This is a genomic window from Antarctobacter aquimaris (assembly GCF_900184945.1).
In the GTDB taxonomy this organism is placed as follows: domain Bacteria; phylum Pseudomonadota; class Alphaproteobacteria; order Rhodobacterales; family Rhodobacteraceae; genus Maliponia; species Maliponia aquimaris.
Genome location: NZ_FXYF01000017.1, coordinates 61,401 through 77,252, shown reverse-complemented (window position 1 = coordinate 77,252; position 15,852 = coordinate 61,401). Strand labels below are relative to the sequence as shown.

The window sequence follows — 15,852 nt, the reverse complement described above, 5'->3', positions numbered from 1 at the left end:
CGAGCGGTGTTGAACTCGATTCGTTTTGGGGGTATCAATCAGGTGTCGAGACTGATTGAGGCCCTTCGGAAGCACCGCTTTCGGGGGGTCTTTCCTTTTCTAGCCGTTCCTCCTTTCGTTTTCTGCTCGTTGCTCTTGATGTCTTGACCGCGGTCAAGACACGGGGTCGTCACTTTGGGCCGTCTTGACCGCGGTCAAGAAGCTCTCCGACCAGCTTTCGGACGGCCTCTTCGACGCGTGGGGCAAGATCAGCGTCCACATCGATAGTGATGCGATTGCCTTTGCGGCCGATCTTCACGCGCTCACCTGGCTCAGCCTTGGGCGGAGTTGTCTTGGTGGCCGTGAGCAGCGTAACCGCTGCGTCAAGCCGCTCTGGGCCAGGCAAGCTACGGGGGATTTCGCTGGCGACTTCCTTGGCTCTCGAGACGTCCTTCTCGCACAGCCTGAAAAGCTTCTCCCAGACCCGCCGACCAACGCCATGTGCTGGTCCGATGGCCTGGATCAGCTCCATCGGAATGCCCGTCGCGATACGGTTCATCCGAGAGACGAGAGACTCATCGATCTGGAGTGCCCGATAGGCGATGGTCTGGGCGTTCTTGCGCGTCTCGTCTGTTTTCCCAAGTTCTCGAATGATGCCGGCGACGAACAAAGCCCTCTCGATAAACGAGGGGTCTTGGCGGGCATTGTTCTCCACGCCCTGGGCGATCAGTGCTTCCTCTTCGGTCATTTCCATGACCGTGGCGCGCACCTTCTGACCAAGCTCACGACATGCGAGAAGCCTGCGGCGCCCATAGACGATCTCAAGTGCGCCATCTTGGGTTCGGCGGACGAGAATGGGAACCTTTTGCCCATGCTCCCGGATCGAGGACACAAGTTCCTCGAGGCCATCGCTCGGATCGATACGGTCCATGACTGCGGACATCCGCACGGCGCTCGGGTCGATCAGGCGCGTGGCGTGTTTGTCTTCCTCGAGCACGGATGCCTGCGCACGAGCGACTGTCGGGCTCGTACGTTTCAGATCAAGATCCACGCCCTCTTCTGCGGTCGCGGCATTGCCCATCGCGTTCTTGAGGGAATCTCCGAAGACCTTACGCGCCATGGCTACGCCCCCATGCCTTTAGGATTTCGCGTTCGACTTCGTCGGTCACGCGCGAAACGGACTCGATTGCACGCTCGTAGGTTCTGCGGTTCACGTCGCGAGGTTCGACCTCAAAGATGCTCTGCTGCGTATTGGCGGCATCACCTACCGCTGTCGACTTCAGGAACTCGGCCGGGAGGACGGCATCGCCAAGGACCGTCCGAAGCAGAGACGAGATCTGGACCTGTGGACCATCGGTATTCTCGTAGCGGGTGATCAGCACCCGCACGAAGTTTAGACCGTGTTCGGGAGCATGCGCCTCGACGACGCCCATCAGGTTGCTTGCCATACCGAGGAAGCTTGCCAGAGACATGACATCAAGCATGGACGCGTTGAGCGGCATCAGGACTCCGGTGGAAGCAAAGAGGGCAGAGATCACCGAGAAGTTCAGCTGCGGCGGGGTGTCGAAGATCGCCACGTCATATCTGTCTAGGACAGGCTCAAGTGCTTCGCGGATCCGGCTGTGGAACGTGGTGGCTCCGTGCCTGAAGCTCAAAGCGACCTCAAACTCATACTCCATGATGTCCATGGAGGCGGGGATAAGGTCGACCGTCGGGAAGTTCGTTTTGCGAATGATTTCGGAGGCGGGCAGGGGACCTTCCGACCGGATCAGATCGTAGGAGGTCGGCATGTCCGGATCGAGTTCAGGAGTCACCCCAAACAGGTTTGTCAGACTTGCCTGGCTGTCGAGGTCGATAAGCAGGACCCGATAGCCGCGAAGGCCCAGTAGCTGACCAACATGAGCGACCGTCGACGTTTTTGCGGACCCGCCCTTCAGGTTGAAGATTGTCACGACCTGGCACGGTTCGCCGGCTCTTCTGTGAGGGTGCTCATCGGGCTTGATCCTGCCCGTCTCAAGAAGGACGCGTTGGGCCTCGACCATTTCTTCGGCAGAGAAGCTGCGGCGGTTGCCACCCTCAAGGATGCCTTCGGGAAAGCCGTCAAGGTTTGACACATGGTGGCGGAAGGTGTTCTGGTTGATCCGAAGGAGATCAGCCGCTTCCCGCATCGCGAAGCGACGGAGACCCTTCTGGGCATCCGGTGGGAAGGTTTCCTGCGCATGTTCACGCAACCGGCTGCCAAGCCGCTTGGACATGACGTCGAATCTTTGAGAGGCCCGTATCCCGCTCATCACTGTCCTCAAGTCTTTATTGTTTTGTAGACCTTAACAGTTTTGGTGAGTAAATCCAGCCCAAACCGTTGAGCGGCGTATGCGCGTTGAAGGGGCTGATTTCTGACGAAAGAAAATCATTATGTATCAGTGTGTTGGGTGGCCCTGTTCGCAGGTCACTTCAACAGTTCGTGGCCCGTGATGTCGTGGCCACAACATGTATTGTGGACGCCTACGTAACGACGATGTTCAGAATCGCGCGGTCGATTCCCGCAACTTCACTCAAGCAACCCCAGCCTCTCGGCTCGTTCCAGCAGCATCTTCACGGATGACGGCTGCCAGCTTGTCCGCCCACGGGGCGTGCGCTCACGCATTGCTTCCAACCGGGTGCAGATCGCCTGAAGCGTGATGTCGGGATCCGCGCCCTTGATTGCGGCGACGATGGCGGGCAGGCGGTCGTCGGTTTCGCGTCGACCGGCACGGCCCAGCACGGTTTCGGGCAGGAAGCCGTCGCGCACATAGGCATTCACGGCGCGCAGCAGGCGGCTTTGCGTCCAATGTCGCTCGCGGGGCAGGGGACCGTTGATGATCCGCAGCACGTCCTCCCAGGCCATCTCGGGCCGCAGGCGGCGGACATGGGGCACCCAGTCCTGCGCCGTCTCGTTCAGCCGCTCCATGTAGCCGTCTTGCCGCGCCAGCTGCACCTTGCGCAGCGCCGCGGGATCGCGGGCGCGCAAGCCCGGATTGCCGCCGATCCGGCCTTTCGTTCGCGCGCTGGCCAACCCTGCCTTGGTCCGTTCGCGGATCAGGGCGCGCTCGAACTCCGCCGCGGCGCCCAGGACTTGCAGGGTGAACTTGCCCTGCGGTGAGGACGTGTCGATCGGATCGGTCAGCGAGCGGAAGAAAGCGCCCTTGGCCTCCAGCCGCTCGATCACCTCCAGCAGGTGCGACAGAGACCGCGCCAGGCGGTCGATCCGCACGACGACCAGCGTGTCGCCTTTGCCGATCCGTTCCAGCACGCGGGCCAGCACCGGCCGCGCGCGGTTTCCGCCCGAGGCCTGCTCCTCGTGGATCTCGACGCAGCCCGCAGATTTCAGGGCCTGCGACTGGGGCAGGGGGGTCTGATCCTCGGTCGAGACGCGCGCGTAGCCGATCAGGGGCATCAAAACAGGCCGTTTGCAGTTTAAGGTATCATAAATAAACGACCGTTTGTAAACGAATGCAAGAGTGGTCCCTGTGGGCGCGCTCGTTGGAAATCCCTTGGTTTCCTTGTGCCGAGCGCCACGAAAGCACGCAGATAAGGTGGCGCGGTTGCCTTCAATATAGAGTCATAGGCGACACCCCAAGATTTCGCTTGGGTGCTGTGCAAAAGCACCATATTTTGCACATATGAAATCGCAACAGTCCGTCTTACCAGAGGAATTGGAGGATGACACCGAGGGGCCGTATGACGGCGCGCCGTCGGAAGAAGACCTCTGGTTCCTGCCGGGGCCGCCTGAAGACGAACCCGACTTCCTGCCGCCGCTGCCGAGGGCGGAGCCCGATGAACGAGCGCTGGTCGCGGACTGGCAAGCCGCCCAGGCATCTCAGGCCCTGCGGTTGGCGCGCGTGGCTGCCCGGTTCGGAGCCCTGGATGACCGTTTGGCCCGCGGGCCTGAGGGGTGGCGGCATCGGCTGGCCCTCCTGGCGTCTTCCGAGTTCAGTTGGATGTCAGGCGACCGGGTATCGGTCGATCGCCTGGGGCTTTGGCAGGCGATGCGCCTGGGCGCGACAGATGAGGACACCACTGATCTCCAGCGTGCAGCTTGGACGTTCCGGCGGCTTTCAGGAGGTCCTGGACCGGAACCGGACTTCGCGAGCTTTCTGGGTCGGCACGAGGTGGAGGGCGTCGAACCGCTCACGGAGAAAGTCGCGGCCTGGAACGCGGTCATGGGCCTGACGTCCAGTCTGCACCCCTTGGTGAGGGCGTGTTTCGCATTTCACCTGTGGCCATTGACCGGGATCGGCCCGGAGGGCGATGTCCTCGAGGGAGCGGTCGTCGCGGCAAGGCTGTCGGGGGCTGAAGGGCAGGGCGGGGCCTTGTTCGCGCCGTTGCAGATCGGCGGGGCAGGGGGGTTGCGCGGAGCCGATCCCGAGGAGCGGCTGGGAAGGTGGCTCAAGGCGGCCGAGCAAGGGATCATCGGGTCGATGCGACAGATCGATCAACTGGAGGCATGGGAAGCCCGCGCAATCGCGCGCTCCTCGCGTTTGTCGGGACGCACCCCGCCGCGCCTGATCTCTGTCCTGCGCGATTGGCCACTCGTGACCGCGCCCATGGCCGAGGAACTCACGGGCGCCAGTCGCGCAGCCATTCAGAGGAACCTCGCCTGGTTGGAAGCGGAAGGCCTTGTGCAGGAAGTGACCGGGCAGGGGAGATTCAGGGTGTGGCGGGCCTCGGTCTGAACCGCTGCTCATGGACTGATCTCACCACGGCGTGCGGCTTCACCGTGGACCGCGAGCATCGCCGCAAACTCCCCGCATCCAAACCGTTCGACCATGGCCTTGACCCGGTCCTTGTAGGCCCCGAGTCCGATGCTGCGCTGCAGGTCGGCGGCATGAAACTGACGGTTTCCAACCGGCGCAGAGCGCGTCAGACGCAGCAGCTCGGTCTCGGCACTCCCTGCATCAGATTTGGGGCAACTGACGGATCCCGGCGTTGCCGGCGGTCGTCCAACCGATGTCTGCCAGCGGCGCATGAAACCCAGAAGGAACCCCGCTGGAACGCAGGTGTTTCCGCGGGCGTCGTTGAAGGCCATGAAGCGATCCCAGATCGCTTGTGTGTCAACGTTCCAGCAGGGCAGTGCGGCTTTCGCCGTCTTGATGAGCGCCGCCCAGGTGGTGCGATGGACGTTCGAGCCGGGGGCGATCTCAATCTTCCCGGAGAAGATAGTTTTGTTATTGGAGTCTCTAGATAGTGATGTGTCGCCCCCAGTTGACGCCAGATGCTGTGGCGACTCGTCGGCGACGCAGCCAAAGCGAAAGAGCCACGGCGCGAACTTGCCGTTGGGCTTCCAGCGCTCAACGCGAAGCTCCGACGCCGCGAGCTCGGCAAGCAGGGTCGTGAGATGCTGGCGGGTCACACCCATGATATCGGAAAGCGTGGACAGCGTGAAAGCAGCGGTGCCGCGATCGAGCCCGTTGTAGCCATCCTTCCAGGCGATGCCGTCGAGGATGATCGTCGCGAGCTTGTGCGCGGAAACGGACAGATCGCATCGGAGGATCTGCCGCAGGATTGAGCCGGTCGTAAGGTCCATGAATGTCGTCTCTTTCGAGGAACGACGTCAGATCGTGAGGCAACAACATTCCTGCCAGCAAAACAACTTTGCTGGTTGCAGGTCTCCGGGCGATCGGCTAGAAAACTCGGGCACAGTGAGTAATCGGGCGCGGCGTCGGACTATCGGTCTGGCGTCGTTCTCTTTTCTGGGTCTGGGATGCACAGCCTCCGGTGCAAATGGATGATCAGACCCGGGGTGACCCGGGCCGGGAAATGGTCAGTACCGGACTTCTTCGGAGCCGTAGTTTCCGGCGTGGTCACGCCAATCGACGAAGACCGAGCGGTAGAAATAGCTGCCGCATCCGTTCGGGATTCTCAGTTGCGACGCAGCCGGGACCTGGGCCGTGCTGGACGGGGTCCAGCGATAGTCTCCCTGCACGCCGTAGGATCCGAGCCGCGTCGAGTCGGTGCGGTTGCAGTCGCCGTCGCGGTTTTCGTGCTGGCGGTACTGGATGTGATAGACGCGGATGCTACGCACGAAATCGAAGGCGTCGCCCGAGATGTCGACGTCCGCCCCGTCCGTGGCCTGGATCTCGACGACCGGCGCATTCTCCGGGAAGGACTGCCGGGGCAGGGTGGCCTGGAAGGCGGCATCGAACAGGCGCTCGGCCGGTCCGGGGGCCTCGATCGGCGAGAACGACGCCCCCATGGGACAGCGCCAGATCTGGAGCGGCGGTTCGATGGGCCAGGGGGTGATCCGGCGGATGAACACCGCGCGGGCATGGGCGCATGGCGCCGAGGCCGGCCAGCCGCCCGCGAGGCAGAGCAGGATGGCGCAGTCCACTTGGTAGGCGCTCGCCGGGGTCGCCAACGGAACCTGTCCCGAAAGCGTCAATGTCGCGGCCATCGCCAGCCGCAGGATCTTGCGTCTCATGTATCGACTCTCCACAAAACTGTGCGGTCGAATACAATACAACACGCATGACGGCAATCAGATTTATTTGTGACGCTCAATGTCTGAAGCGGTGACCAGCAAGCATGCGGGTCCTCACTCGAGGATCTCGACCAGTCGTCCGTAGTCGCGGCTGACCTCCTGCGCCTCGAGGAAGGCGCGCTGGCGCTCGGCGTCGAGGCAGCGGAAATACTCCTGGATGTCGGCGATGTATCCCTCGAAGTCGGCCCGCAGCAGTTCGGCATACTCGCGCACGTCTTCTGGGTTTTCGGGCAGGAAGGGCCGGTCCGGCGCGATGCAGGCGCTTGCCATCTGACCGCTCAGCACGAAGATTGCCACCAAACCGGGCAGGTTGGTTCGTCCGACACAAAACATGCGCAGGGCAAAACTCCTTTGCTGGTGTGAATCGGTGGATTTGTGTGATAGCGGGCCTAAGTGCGCGAAAGCATCCAGTCAAGATGAAGAAATCGTCTTGCAGTCATTTATGTTGTCTTGTATCGCCCGTGTGGAAATGTCCCGCGGGCCGGTACTCATGATGAGGAGGGCCCAAGGGAGGTCATGATAGAAGAAGCACCGAATGTGGTCACCGAAGACGGACTGCGCGGATTGCTCGGCCAGGGATACAGGGCCGAGGTCGTCTGCAAGGAAGGCGCCGAGAAACGCCACAACAGCTGGTACGGCACCTGGACCGTGCGGGCCGTCTCGGCCGATGGACGGGACGAGAAACTGCTCGTCACCTCGCGCAGCTATCTCAAGATCCGCGAATTCAAGACGATCGTCGGCCTCGTCAGTTTCCTGGCCGACATGGGCGCGACCGTCGTCTCCATCCCGCTCGAAGAAGGCGGACGGGTTCCCCACGAAGCCCCGGGCAAACCTCTGGCCGCCAAGGCCTGACGGATTCACCGCCCGCCGCGTTCTCGCGGTCCTTGCCTTGCTTGGTACAGGTGTTTGTTCCGCACCCTCGGCCTTGTTGGCACAGACGACGACAGGCGGGTTCATATTCTCCGTCGGCCAGGACGGTCGGCTGATCGATGTCTCCGCCGCGCAGGGTGATCCAGACGCATCGACCGACCTGAAGACAGGCGATGCAACGGGTCCCGGCGACCGGCTCTTTCTCTTCTCCAATCGGTTGCAAGACGAAGCGGACGCTGAGACCGCGCCGCGCGCGCCTGTGCCGGCTCCTCCCGAGATTCTCGCGGCCATCGAGGCGACAGCCTTCCGCTATGCCGGTCACCCCGGCTTGCGGCGTGCCGGTCTCTCGGTCACCGACTGGGCCGCGCTCTACCGCGCCAATATCGAGATCGAAAGCGCGTACAATCCCCGCGCGCTGAGCGGTGCAGGCGCGATCGGGCTCGGCCAGCTGATGCCGGATACGGCTCGGGTTCTGGGCGTCGATCCGCATGATCCGCGCCAGAACCTCGATGGCTCTGCGCGGTATCTCCTGATGATGCTCGACCGTTTCGGCGACAGCCGCCTGGCGCTTGCCGCCTACAATGCTGGACCCGAGGCAGTCGACCGCCACGGCGGCATTCCCCCTTACCGAGAAACCATGGGCCATGTGGCGAAAGTGACCGCCGCGATGCTGCGCCTGAGAGGAGAGATTTCGTGAGAAGACAAGAGACCCTGACCGCTGTCGCGGCCACCCTGCTGATCGTTGGTGCCGGACCGGCGCTCGCCCAGAGCATCGATCTCTCGCCGGTGCAGACCCTGCTCCAGGGCATCGTCGATGCGATCACCGGGCCGCTGGGCATCGTGATCGGCACGCTGGCGCTGATCGGCGTGTTCCTGTCCTGGCTCTTCGGCATCCTCGATTTCCGGCAGGCGCTCTGGGTCGTCGTGGCGATCGCCGGAATCGCCGCCGCCCCGACCATCGTCGCCGCGATCTGGACCACCTGAGGTCTGATACCATGGCGGAGCAGTCGCGCGTTTTCATCGGCCTCCTGAGGCCGCCCAAACTCATGGGCCTGCCGATCATGTATGCCATGGTCTGGCTCTTCGGCTCCACGCTCCTGTTCCTCTGGGTGCAGAGCTGGATCGTGGTGCTGATCGCCGGCATCGCCTGGCCCGCGCTATGGAAGGCCGCCGACTGGGATCCGAACTTCCTCGACGTGCTGGTGATCACGCTGCAGGAGACGCCGCCGACCCGGAACCGCAAACTCCATGGAGGCGACAGCTATGCCCCGTGACAGCGGATACGGCGAGGACCTCGACCTCGGGACGGCGCTGCCGTCCTGGGTTACGGGCGAGAAGCGACTTTCGCAGATGCTGCCCTATGTCAGCCTCGTGACGGACACGACCATCCGAACCCGCGGCAACGAGCTCATGCAATGCATCCGGCTCGTGGGGGTGAACAGCACCACGAGCGAGAATGTGCATCTCGACCGCATCGGCGCGCTGATGGCCGGGATCGTGGCGCAGGCCGGGACAGGGTTCTCCTTTTACCTGCACAAGGTCTCGAAAGCGGTCGAGGTGGACCTGCCGCCGGTCGAGGACGCAGGCTTTGCGGGTGAGATCGACCGGCGCTGGCGCAGCCATCTTCGCGCGTCGGGCCTGCGTGACAAGACGCTGACCTTGACGGTCCTGAAACGGCCCGAGGCGGGAAGGGGTCTGCCGTTCCTGGCCGCCGCCTCCCGGGCGCGGCTTGCGCAGGATACGGTTCGGAGGCTGCGCAAGCTCGACGAGGTGGTGGGGTTCATCCTCTCCACCTTCGCCGAGATGAAGCCGCGGTTGTTGTCAGCGCATTCCGGGGCACTGCTCGGGTTTCTCGGCAGCCTCAATACCGGCTGCGAGCATCCGCTCTTCCCGCGCTCGCGCTTCGGCATCCTCGCCGAGGACGCGGCCAATACCCGTGTGACCTTCGACGGTCCGACGATCCGTCTCTCCGAGGGGGCGGCGGGCGAGAAATTCGGCGCGATCTTCGCGGTGAAGAACTACCCGGCCAAGACCGACGCGCTGATGCTCGACGAGCTGAACCTGCCGGTCGATATGGTCGTCACGCACTCTTTCGTGCCGATCAACTCGAACATCATGGCCGGCCGGATCAAGCGGCAACTGCGGCTCATGCAGGCCGCCAATGACGGGGCGGTCAGCCTCGCCGAAGAGCTGGAACTCGCGCAGGACGACCTGGAATCGAAGCGCCTGATCTTCGGCGAGCATCACATGACCGTCGCGGTCTACGCCAGGACTCGCGCCGCGCTCGACGATATCTGCGCCGAGGTGCGCAACATCGCCGCCAGCACCGGCATCAACCTGATCTCCGAAGGCTTCGGGGTGCGGGCGCATTACATGGCCCAGCATCCCGGCAATACCGGGGCGCGGAGCCGCAAGGCGGCGATCACCAACCACAATTTCGCGGACCTGGCGACATTGCATCGCACGCCCTTGGGCAAGCCGGGAAGCGACGTGCCCTGGGGCCTGCCGATCACGCTATTTCCGACGCCCGAACGCGGTGGGTTCCGCTTCAACTTCCACGAACAGGGCGCGCCGGACCGTGAGCCGACCGGCGGGCACACGTTGATCCTCGGCCGCCCCGGCTCCGGCAAGTCGGTGCTCGCGGCCTTCCTCATGGCCATGGCGCGGCGGGCGAATGCCCGGCTCTTCGTCTTCGACTACCGCGCCGGCATGGAAATGGCGGTGCGGGCGCTCGGCGGCAGCTATTCCACCGTGCGGGCCGGACGACCAACAGGGCTTAACCCGCTCCAGACCGAGACCGATCCGCGCGGACAGGCCTGGCTCGCGGACTGGCTCGCGACGCTCCTCGAACGCCGCGATCGCCCGCTCACCCCGGTGCAAACCAATCGGCTGCAGGAGGTCGTGCGCCAGAACGCCTCGGCCAGTCATGAAGGCCTCCGGAACTGGTCGGATTTCGCCTCGCTGCTGGTCTCGACCGATGACGAGGGCGATCTCTTCGAGCGCATGCAGGAATGGACCGCCGAAGGCCGCTACGGCTGGATTTTCGGCGCCAATGCGCAGGACACGTTCAAGTTGGGGGGCAGCCTCGCGGGCGACATCTCCGGCTTCGACCTGACCGGCATCCTCGATTCCGAGAGCGAGCGCGAACGCATGGCGGTGCTCTCCTATCTCTTCCGGCGGGTCGAACGCGTGATCGAGGACCGCAAGCCGACCGTCATCCTGATCGACGAGGCCTGGAAGGCGCTCGACAACGCGTATTTCGCCGAGCGGCTCTCGAACTGGCTCGTCACCGCCCGGAAACAGAACGCCGTCGTCGTGATGATGACCCAATACGCGAGCCAGCTCGAACGCACCCGCACCGGCAAGACCATCGTCGAGGCGGTGCCAACGCAGATCCTGTTGCCGAACATCCGCGCCAGCGAGGCCGATTACGCCATGCTGGGGCTCTCGGAAAAGGAACTCGACATCCTTCTGGGCGTCGGCTCGTCCTCGCGGCTGGCGCTTGTCCGCGACGACCGTGGATCGGTGGTGATCGATGCCGATCTCGCGAGCCTCGGGCCGCTCGTGACCATCCTCGGCGGAATGGAAAAGGGCGAGGAGCTGGTGGGCAGCGATTACCGCGACCGCCCGGAATTCTGGAGAACATGATGAACAAGACGATGACCCTGCGCCTGGGGCTTCTCGCCCTCGGGCTCACCCTGTCGGCCTGCGCCGAGTACAAGCCCGCGACGGCCAACTGCTTCAGCTTCCGGGCCGAGAGCCAGAACGCACCGCGTATCTCGACCAAGGGTGCCGCCGTCACGCGGGCCGACCCCTCCTGTACCTTCACCGCGCTCGGGCTCACGGACTGATCAATGTTGCGCCGGCTTCCTCCCCTTCTCGCTTTCGCCGCGCTCGCCTGTCCCGCATCGGGACAGGGCGTGCCGACCTTCGACGCGCAGGGTTTCGCGCGCACGGCGGCGCTCATCGCGCAGCGCGACCGGGATCTGGCGCTGCAGCGCGACCGGCTGACAGGGCAAGAGGAGCTGGCCGAGATCGAACGCCAGCAGCTCGCGGCGCTGAACGATCTCGTCGAAGCGACAAGCTTGGGCGGAACCGATGTCTCTGCTACCATCGCGGGACTGGAGGCGGGCAGGGGCTCCGAGACCTCCGCCGCCGTGCTCTATGGGCCTGCGGATGGCAATCCAGCCGCGGCACGTATGTTCGGCGACGCTCGCGAGGGGATCGAGGAGCTGATCATCCGCGCGGCGCGCGACACCTTCTCTCTCCCTGGGGTGTCGCGCGCCGGACTGTCGCTGGTGCAATGGCGCTGTCTCCTCCAGGCGCTGATCTGGCAGGAGAGCCGGTTCCAGATCGGTGCCCGCTCTCCTGTCGGCGCCTTCGGTCTCACCCAGATCATGCCCGGTACCGCGTCCGATCTCGGCATCTACCCGGCCTATTACGACGACCCCTACCTGCAGGTGACCGGCGGCGCGCGCTACCTCGCGCAGATGCTGAACATGTTCGGCGGCAACATCATCCACGGGCTCGCCGCCTATAACGCGGGTCCCGGCAACGTGCAGGATTACGGCGGCGTGCCGCCCTTCTCAGAAACCCAGCACTACGTCGTGGTCATCCCCGAGCAGTACAACCGCTACCTTTCTGCTGTCGGCGGGATCGACGCGCTCGGCACCATCGATCCGGTCCTCCTGGCCAATGCGAGTTTCAGCCTCTCGGCACATGGCTCCGGGGTTTATGGCGACTATTCGATGGTCTCGGTCCGGGCTGCCGCGCTCCGGGTGCAGGACATCATCGAGCGGATCGGCGAGACCGAGGACCTGCATGAGGCGCTGGCCCTCAACACCTATGCCCGCGCGGAGCTGGCGCGTCTCGTCGCCATCCGCACCCGCCTCAAGGCCGCACGAACCGAGCCGATGAGCGCCGTGCAGATCGCGCTCGCCGCAGCGCAGGCCGCCGAGCGGCAATACATGGATTTCAGTTTGGAGACATTGCGATGAGGACGACCTTCCCGCGCGCACGGAGAATTCTGTTCGGAACAGCCGCGGCGGTGGCCGTGACCATGAGCATGGCGTCCGCGCCTGCGATCGCCCAGGGCGTGCCGACGGTCGACACCCAGAACATCGCCCAGGAAATCCGCCAGCTGCAGCAGATGCTGGAGGATTTCGGGATCCAGACCGATCAGCTGGACACGCTGCTGGAACAGCTCGATCTCGTGCAGCAGCAACTCGACCAGCTGAACCAGATGTACGCCTCGCTCACCGGCGCGCGGGATCGCATTCTGGGCCTCTTCATGGGCGGCGATCTCGACGGGCTGCTCGAGGCGGATTTCTCCGACATCGGCGATCTGATCACCGGCATCCAGCAGGGCGACTGGAGCGCACTCCTTGGCTCCTCCGCCGGACCGCTCCGCACCCAGATGGAGACCGCGCTGGCGAGCGCCGGCTTCGACGAGGACAGCCTTGCCGAGATTGCCCGCAGCGGCAGTCCCGGCGCGCAAGGGGTGGCCACCCGCGCCACCACCGGGGCCGTGCTCTCGGCGGCGGCGCAGAACAGCCATGCCGAGGCCGCGCAATCGCTGGAACGCGTCGAGCGCCTGGTCGAGATGATCCCCGACATGGCCGATCTCAAGGAGTCGATGGACCACAACACCCGGGTGACCGCCGAGCTTGCCATCGCGATGACCCGGATGTGGGAGCTCGAGGCGATCCAGACCGTCGGCGCGGGCAATGCGGGCGTGGTCGATGCCGCGACCATCGCCGAGGAACGCCGCTACATGGACTTCACCCTGCCGGAACTTCGTCCATGACGATGGGAACGGGCATCGACGCGATCGTCGAGGAGGAACTGGTCTATGGCGCGCTGCGTCGCGAAGAGACCTGGCGCAAGATCGGCATCGGCGGCGCGGTCTTCGGCGTATTGGGCTGCCTCTCGGCCGCCGCCGTCGCCCTCCTGATCGAAACTCCGCCTCCGGTCGTCGTGCCTTTCGATCCCGCAACCGGGCTCGCGCTGCCGAACGCCGCCGTCCAGACCGTGACGCTCGCCGAGCGTCCCGCCGTGATCGAGGCGCAGATCTACCGCTACATCACCGACCGCGAGACCTACAACCAGCTCGACAATGATCTCCGCGTGCGCCGGGTGCTGGCACAGTCGAAGGGTGCCGCCGAGGCCAGCATGCGCGCGACCTGGACCAGCGGACAGGAATCCTATCCGCCGACCCGCTATGGGGCTGGGGCCGAGATGGCGGTCGAGATCGCCAGCATCACCCTCATCGGCGAGAACCGCGCGCAGGTGCGCCTGCGCAAGCGCCTGACCGGCCCGCAGGGCGTGCAGGACGGCGCCTTCACCGCCACGCTGATGTTCGAGTTCCACCCCGAGACCCCGCGCGTCCTCGACGAGGTCTGGCAGAACCCCTTCGGCTTCACCGTCACGCAATATGCCATCAGATCGGACCGCGCCGAATGACGACCCGCCTTTCCCTATCCGGCCTCTTCCTCGCCGCGGCGGTTTCTGCCGGACTCCCCGCCTGGGCCGAAACCACGCCCGGTCGGGGTGCCCATGACAGCCGCGTCCGGATCGCGACCTGGGTGGACGGCCAGGTGTTCCGCGTCGTCACCAGCCTCACCCGCGTGACCACGGTCGAGTTCGGCGAGGGCGAGACCATCCGCTCGATCATCGCCGGCGACACCGTCGGCTTCCAGTTCGACGCGGTCCCGGGCGGGCGCGCCTTCGCGATCAAACCCGTGGCCTCGGGCGTTGCCACCAATATCACCGTCTACACCAACCGGCGCTCCTACTACTTCCATGTCGTCGAGGCACGCGAGACCCCGCATTACGTCGTGCAGTTCCGCTACCCCGAAAACCGCAACGCACCCCGGCAGGCGGTGGCGGCCGCCGCGCCCAATGCCAATTACGGCGCGAGCGAGCAGCGCGAGTTCACACCACTCTCGGTCTGGGACGATGGCACCTTCACCTATTTCCGTTTCGCGCGGAACGCACCCGTCCCGGCGATCTTCCGCCACACGCGCGGCGCGGAGCGCTCGGTCAACAGCCAGGCGCAGGCGGATGGCGTGATCCGCGTCTCCGGGGTGAACCCCGAATGGGTGCTGCGCCTCGGCGACGAGGTGGTCTGCATCCGGGACCTTGGCCGTGCGGGAGCCGGCGCATGAGCAACGAACCTGAAGATCTCGCGGCCCGTCTTGCCGCGCTCGAAGGGGCGAGCGGGAAGAAGGCGGGGGGCCGGCGTCCGTCCCCGGTCACGGCTCTGCTCGGCGTGCTCGGGATCGCGGGCCTGGGCGGTCTCGCCTATGCCGCGTTCCAGCCCGAGGCGTCGGCGCCGATGCCGACCGCCGCGCCAGCCGAGTTCCAGGACCAGGGGTCAGGCTTCGGCGACCTGGTGCCCGCCGTCCTGCCGGTCCGGACCCACGAACCAGCACCGGCGGACACCGGTCCGTCCGAGACCGAGCGCGCTCTGGCGGAAGCTCTGGCGGCGGTCCGGGCCGAACTCGATGCGCTCCTGGCCAAGGAGGCGGAGCCATCCTCCGCCGCCGCCGATGCCGCCATCGCCGATCTGACCGCGCAGATCGCGGCGCTGCAGGCAGCGGGCGAAGAGTCCCGCCGGGCCTTCGAGCGGCAACTGACCGAGCGCGACCGGGCGCTGGAACAGATGCGTATGGATCTGGAACTGGCGCAGCTGCAACAGCCCGCGCCCGCCGCGCTCGGGCCCAGCGAGGAAGAGCTGCGTCTCGCCGAGCTCGAACGCCGCCGCGCAGCGGAAGCCGAGGCCCGCGCCGAACGCATTGCCTCACCGATGATCGCCTTCTCCGGTGCCGGGAACGGGCCACGGGACGGGGCCATCGAGGCCCGGCTGAACGACGACGAGGCCTTCGTCCGGTCCGGCGCGCAGGTCGCCGAGGTGACGCGCGCGGAGGTGATCGCCAACCCGTCCCACACCGTGCCGCAGGGCACGATGATCCAGGCGGTGACCGAGACCGCGCTCGACAGCAGCCTGCCTGGTGCGATCCGGGCCATTGTCTCCGAGGACGTGCATGCCTTCGACGGCTCCCGCGTCCTGATCCCGCGCGGCGCGCGGCTCATCGGACGCTATCGCTCCGACGTGGCGCTGGCGCAGTCCCGGGTGATGGTGGCCTGGGACCGGATCATCCTGCCCGACAACCAGTCGGTCCAGATCAGCGCCTATGGCGGGGACGAACTGGGACGCTCGGGCACGACCGGCTTCGTCGACACGCGCTTCGCCGAACGCTTCGGCTCGGCAGCGCTCATCTCGCTGATCGGCGCGGTCCCCGCGGCCGCGGCGGGCCAGATCGAGGACGAGGCCGCCGCGGACGTGGCGAGCGATGTCGGGTCGGACCTGCGTGACAGCACGCAAAGCGTCATGCAGGACTATCTCGCGATCAAGCCGGTCATCCATGTCGACCAGGGCACGCGGATCACCGTCATGGTCGACCGCGATCTCGAGATCTTCTGAG

At 65.1% G+C, this 15,852-nt stretch carries 18 protein-coding genes; 12 read left to right on the top strand and 6 right to left on the bottom strand.

All coding sequences use genetic code 11. The features are described from left to right. Positions 1-169: 169 nt before the first annotated feature. From MAA8898_RS22045 to MAA8898_RS22035, 3 genes are all read right to left on the bottom strand, one after another. Positions 170-1,099 (bottom strand): ParB/RepB/Spo0J family partition protein, encoded by a 930-nt coding sequence (locus MAA8898_RS22045; RefSeq protein WP_094023186.1) that lies wholly within the window; start codon positions 1,097-1,099, stop codon positions 170-172. After that, positions 1,089-2,234: a plasmid partitioning protein RepA gene (repA, locus tag MAA8898_RS22040; RefSeq protein WP_176445276.1), complete on the bottom strand. Its 1,146-nt coding sequence runs from the start codon at positions 2,232-2,234 to the stop codon at positions 1,089-1,091. Before repA ends, MAA8898_RS22045 begins: the two co-directional genes overlap by 11 nt. A gap of 293 nt (positions 2,235-2,527) precedes the next feature. Then, positions 2,528-3,412, bottom strand: coding sequence for a recombinase family protein (locus tag MAA8898_RS22035; protein WP_094023184.1), 885 nt, complete (start codon positions 3,410-3,412; stop codon positions 2,528-2,530). 226 nt (positions 3,413-3,638) lie between these two features. Between MAA8898_RS22035 and MAA8898_RS22030 the strand changes: the two genes are divergently transcribed. Continuing rightward, positions 3,639-4,691: a hypothetical protein gene (locus MAA8898_RS22030; protein WP_176445275.1), complete on the top strand. Its 1,053-nt coding sequence runs from the start codon at positions 3,639-3,641 to the stop codon at positions 4,689-4,691. Between the two features lie 8 nt (positions 4,692-4,699). On the opposite strand, the gene MAA8898_RS22025 is transcribed toward MAA8898_RS22030, so the two are convergent. The 3 genes from MAA8898_RS22025 to MAA8898_RS22015 form a co-directional block, all read right to left on the bottom strand. Next, positions 4,700-5,542 (bottom strand): hypothetical protein, encoded by an 843-nt coding sequence (locus MAA8898_RS22025; protein WP_094023183.1) that lies wholly within the window; start codon positions 5,540-5,542, stop codon positions 4,700-4,702. Between the two features lie 237 nt (positions 5,543-5,779). Next, on the bottom strand, positions 5,780-6,436 hold the full coding sequence (locus tag MAA8898_RS22020) for a hypothetical protein (RefSeq protein WP_245853569.1): 657 nt from the start codon (positions 6,434-6,436) through the stop codon (positions 5,780-5,782). 114 nt (positions 6,437-6,550) lie between these two features. Next, positions 6,551-6,766 carry a hypothetical protein gene (locus tag MAA8898_RS22015; RefSeq protein WP_094023200.1) on the bottom strand — a complete coding sequence of 72 codons (216 nt, stop codon included), beginning with the start codon at positions 6,764-6,766 and terminating at the stop codon, positions 6,551-6,553. A gap of 246 nt (positions 6,767-7,012) precedes the next feature. Here MAA8898_RS22015 and MAA8898_RS22010 point away from each other — a divergent pair, with 246 nt between their 5' ends. The 11 genes from MAA8898_RS22010 (at position 7,013) to MAA8898_RS21960 (ending at position 15,851) form a co-directional block, all read left to right on the top strand. Then, positions 7,013-7,348, top strand: a complete 336-nt coding sequence (locus MAA8898_RS22010; RefSeq protein WP_088671273.1) for a hypothetical protein — start codon at positions 7,013-7,015, stop codon at positions 7,346-7,348. Positions 7,349-7,424: 76 nt separating this feature from the next. Further along, a complete protein-coding gene (locus MAA8898_RS22005) occupies positions 7,425-8,063 on the top strand; it encodes a lytic transglycosylase domain-containing protein (RefSeq protein ID WP_306456496.1) in 639 nt (212 codons plus the stop codon). After that, on the top strand, positions 8,060-8,350 hold the full coding sequence (locus MAA8898_RS22000) for a TrbC/VirB2 family protein (protein ID WP_094023182.1): 291 nt from the start codon (positions 8,060-8,062) through the stop codon (positions 8,348-8,350). The genes MAA8898_RS22005 and MAA8898_RS22000 overlap by 4 nt, the downstream gene beginning before the upstream one ends. An 11-nt stretch (positions 8,351-8,361) precedes the next feature. Beyond that, the gene (locus MAA8898_RS21995) at positions 8,362-8,640 is read left to right on the top strand and encodes a VirB3 family type IV secretion system protein (RefSeq protein ID WP_094023181.1); all 279 of its coding nucleotides are present in this window, start codon (positions 8,362-8,364) and stop codon (positions 8,638-8,640) included. Continuing rightward, on the top strand, positions 8,630-11,014 hold the full coding sequence (locus MAA8898_RS21990; protein WP_094023180.1) for a VirB4 family type IV secretion/conjugal transfer ATPase: 2,385 nt from the start codon (positions 8,630-8,632) through the stop codon (positions 11,012-11,014). Before MAA8898_RS21995 ends, MAA8898_RS21990 begins: the two co-directional genes overlap by 11 nt. Beyond that, positions 11,014-11,217, top strand: coding sequence for a hypothetical protein (locus MAA8898_RS21985; protein WP_094023198.1), 204 nt, complete (start codon positions 11,014-11,016; stop codon positions 11,215-11,217). The genes MAA8898_RS21990 and MAA8898_RS21985 overlap by 1 nt, the downstream gene beginning before the upstream one ends. Before the next feature lie 3 nt (positions 11,218-11,220). Further along, positions 11,221-12,363, top strand: coding sequence for a lytic transglycosylase domain-containing protein (locus tag MAA8898_RS21980; RefSeq protein ID WP_094023179.1), 1,143 nt, complete (start codon positions 11,221-11,223; stop codon positions 12,361-12,363). Positions 12,364-12,425: 62 nt separating this feature from the next. Further along, a complete protein-coding gene (locus MAA8898_RS21975; RefSeq protein WP_238367817.1) occupies positions 12,426-13,172 on the top strand; it encodes a type IV secretion system protein in 747 nt (248 codons plus the stop codon). 2 nt (positions 13,173-13,174) lie between these two features. Then, a complete protein-coding gene (locus MAA8898_RS21970) occupies positions 13,175-13,828 on the top strand; it encodes a VirB8 family type IV secretion system protein (protein ID WP_094023197.1) in 654 nt (217 codons plus the stop codon). Continuing rightward, a complete protein-coding gene (locus MAA8898_RS21965; protein WP_094023177.1) occupies positions 13,825-14,532 on the top strand; it encodes a TrbG/VirB9 family P-type conjugative transfer protein in 708 nt (235 codons plus the stop codon). The genes MAA8898_RS21970 and MAA8898_RS21965 overlap by 4 nt, the downstream gene beginning before the upstream one ends. Beyond that, a complete protein-coding gene (locus tag MAA8898_RS21960; protein WP_094023176.1) occupies positions 14,529-15,851 on the top strand; it encodes a TraB/TrbI/VirB10 family type IV secretion system protein in 1,323 nt (440 codons plus the stop codon). Before MAA8898_RS21965 ends, MAA8898_RS21960 begins: the two co-directional genes overlap by 4 nt. Position 15,852 lies beyond the last annotated feature (1 nt).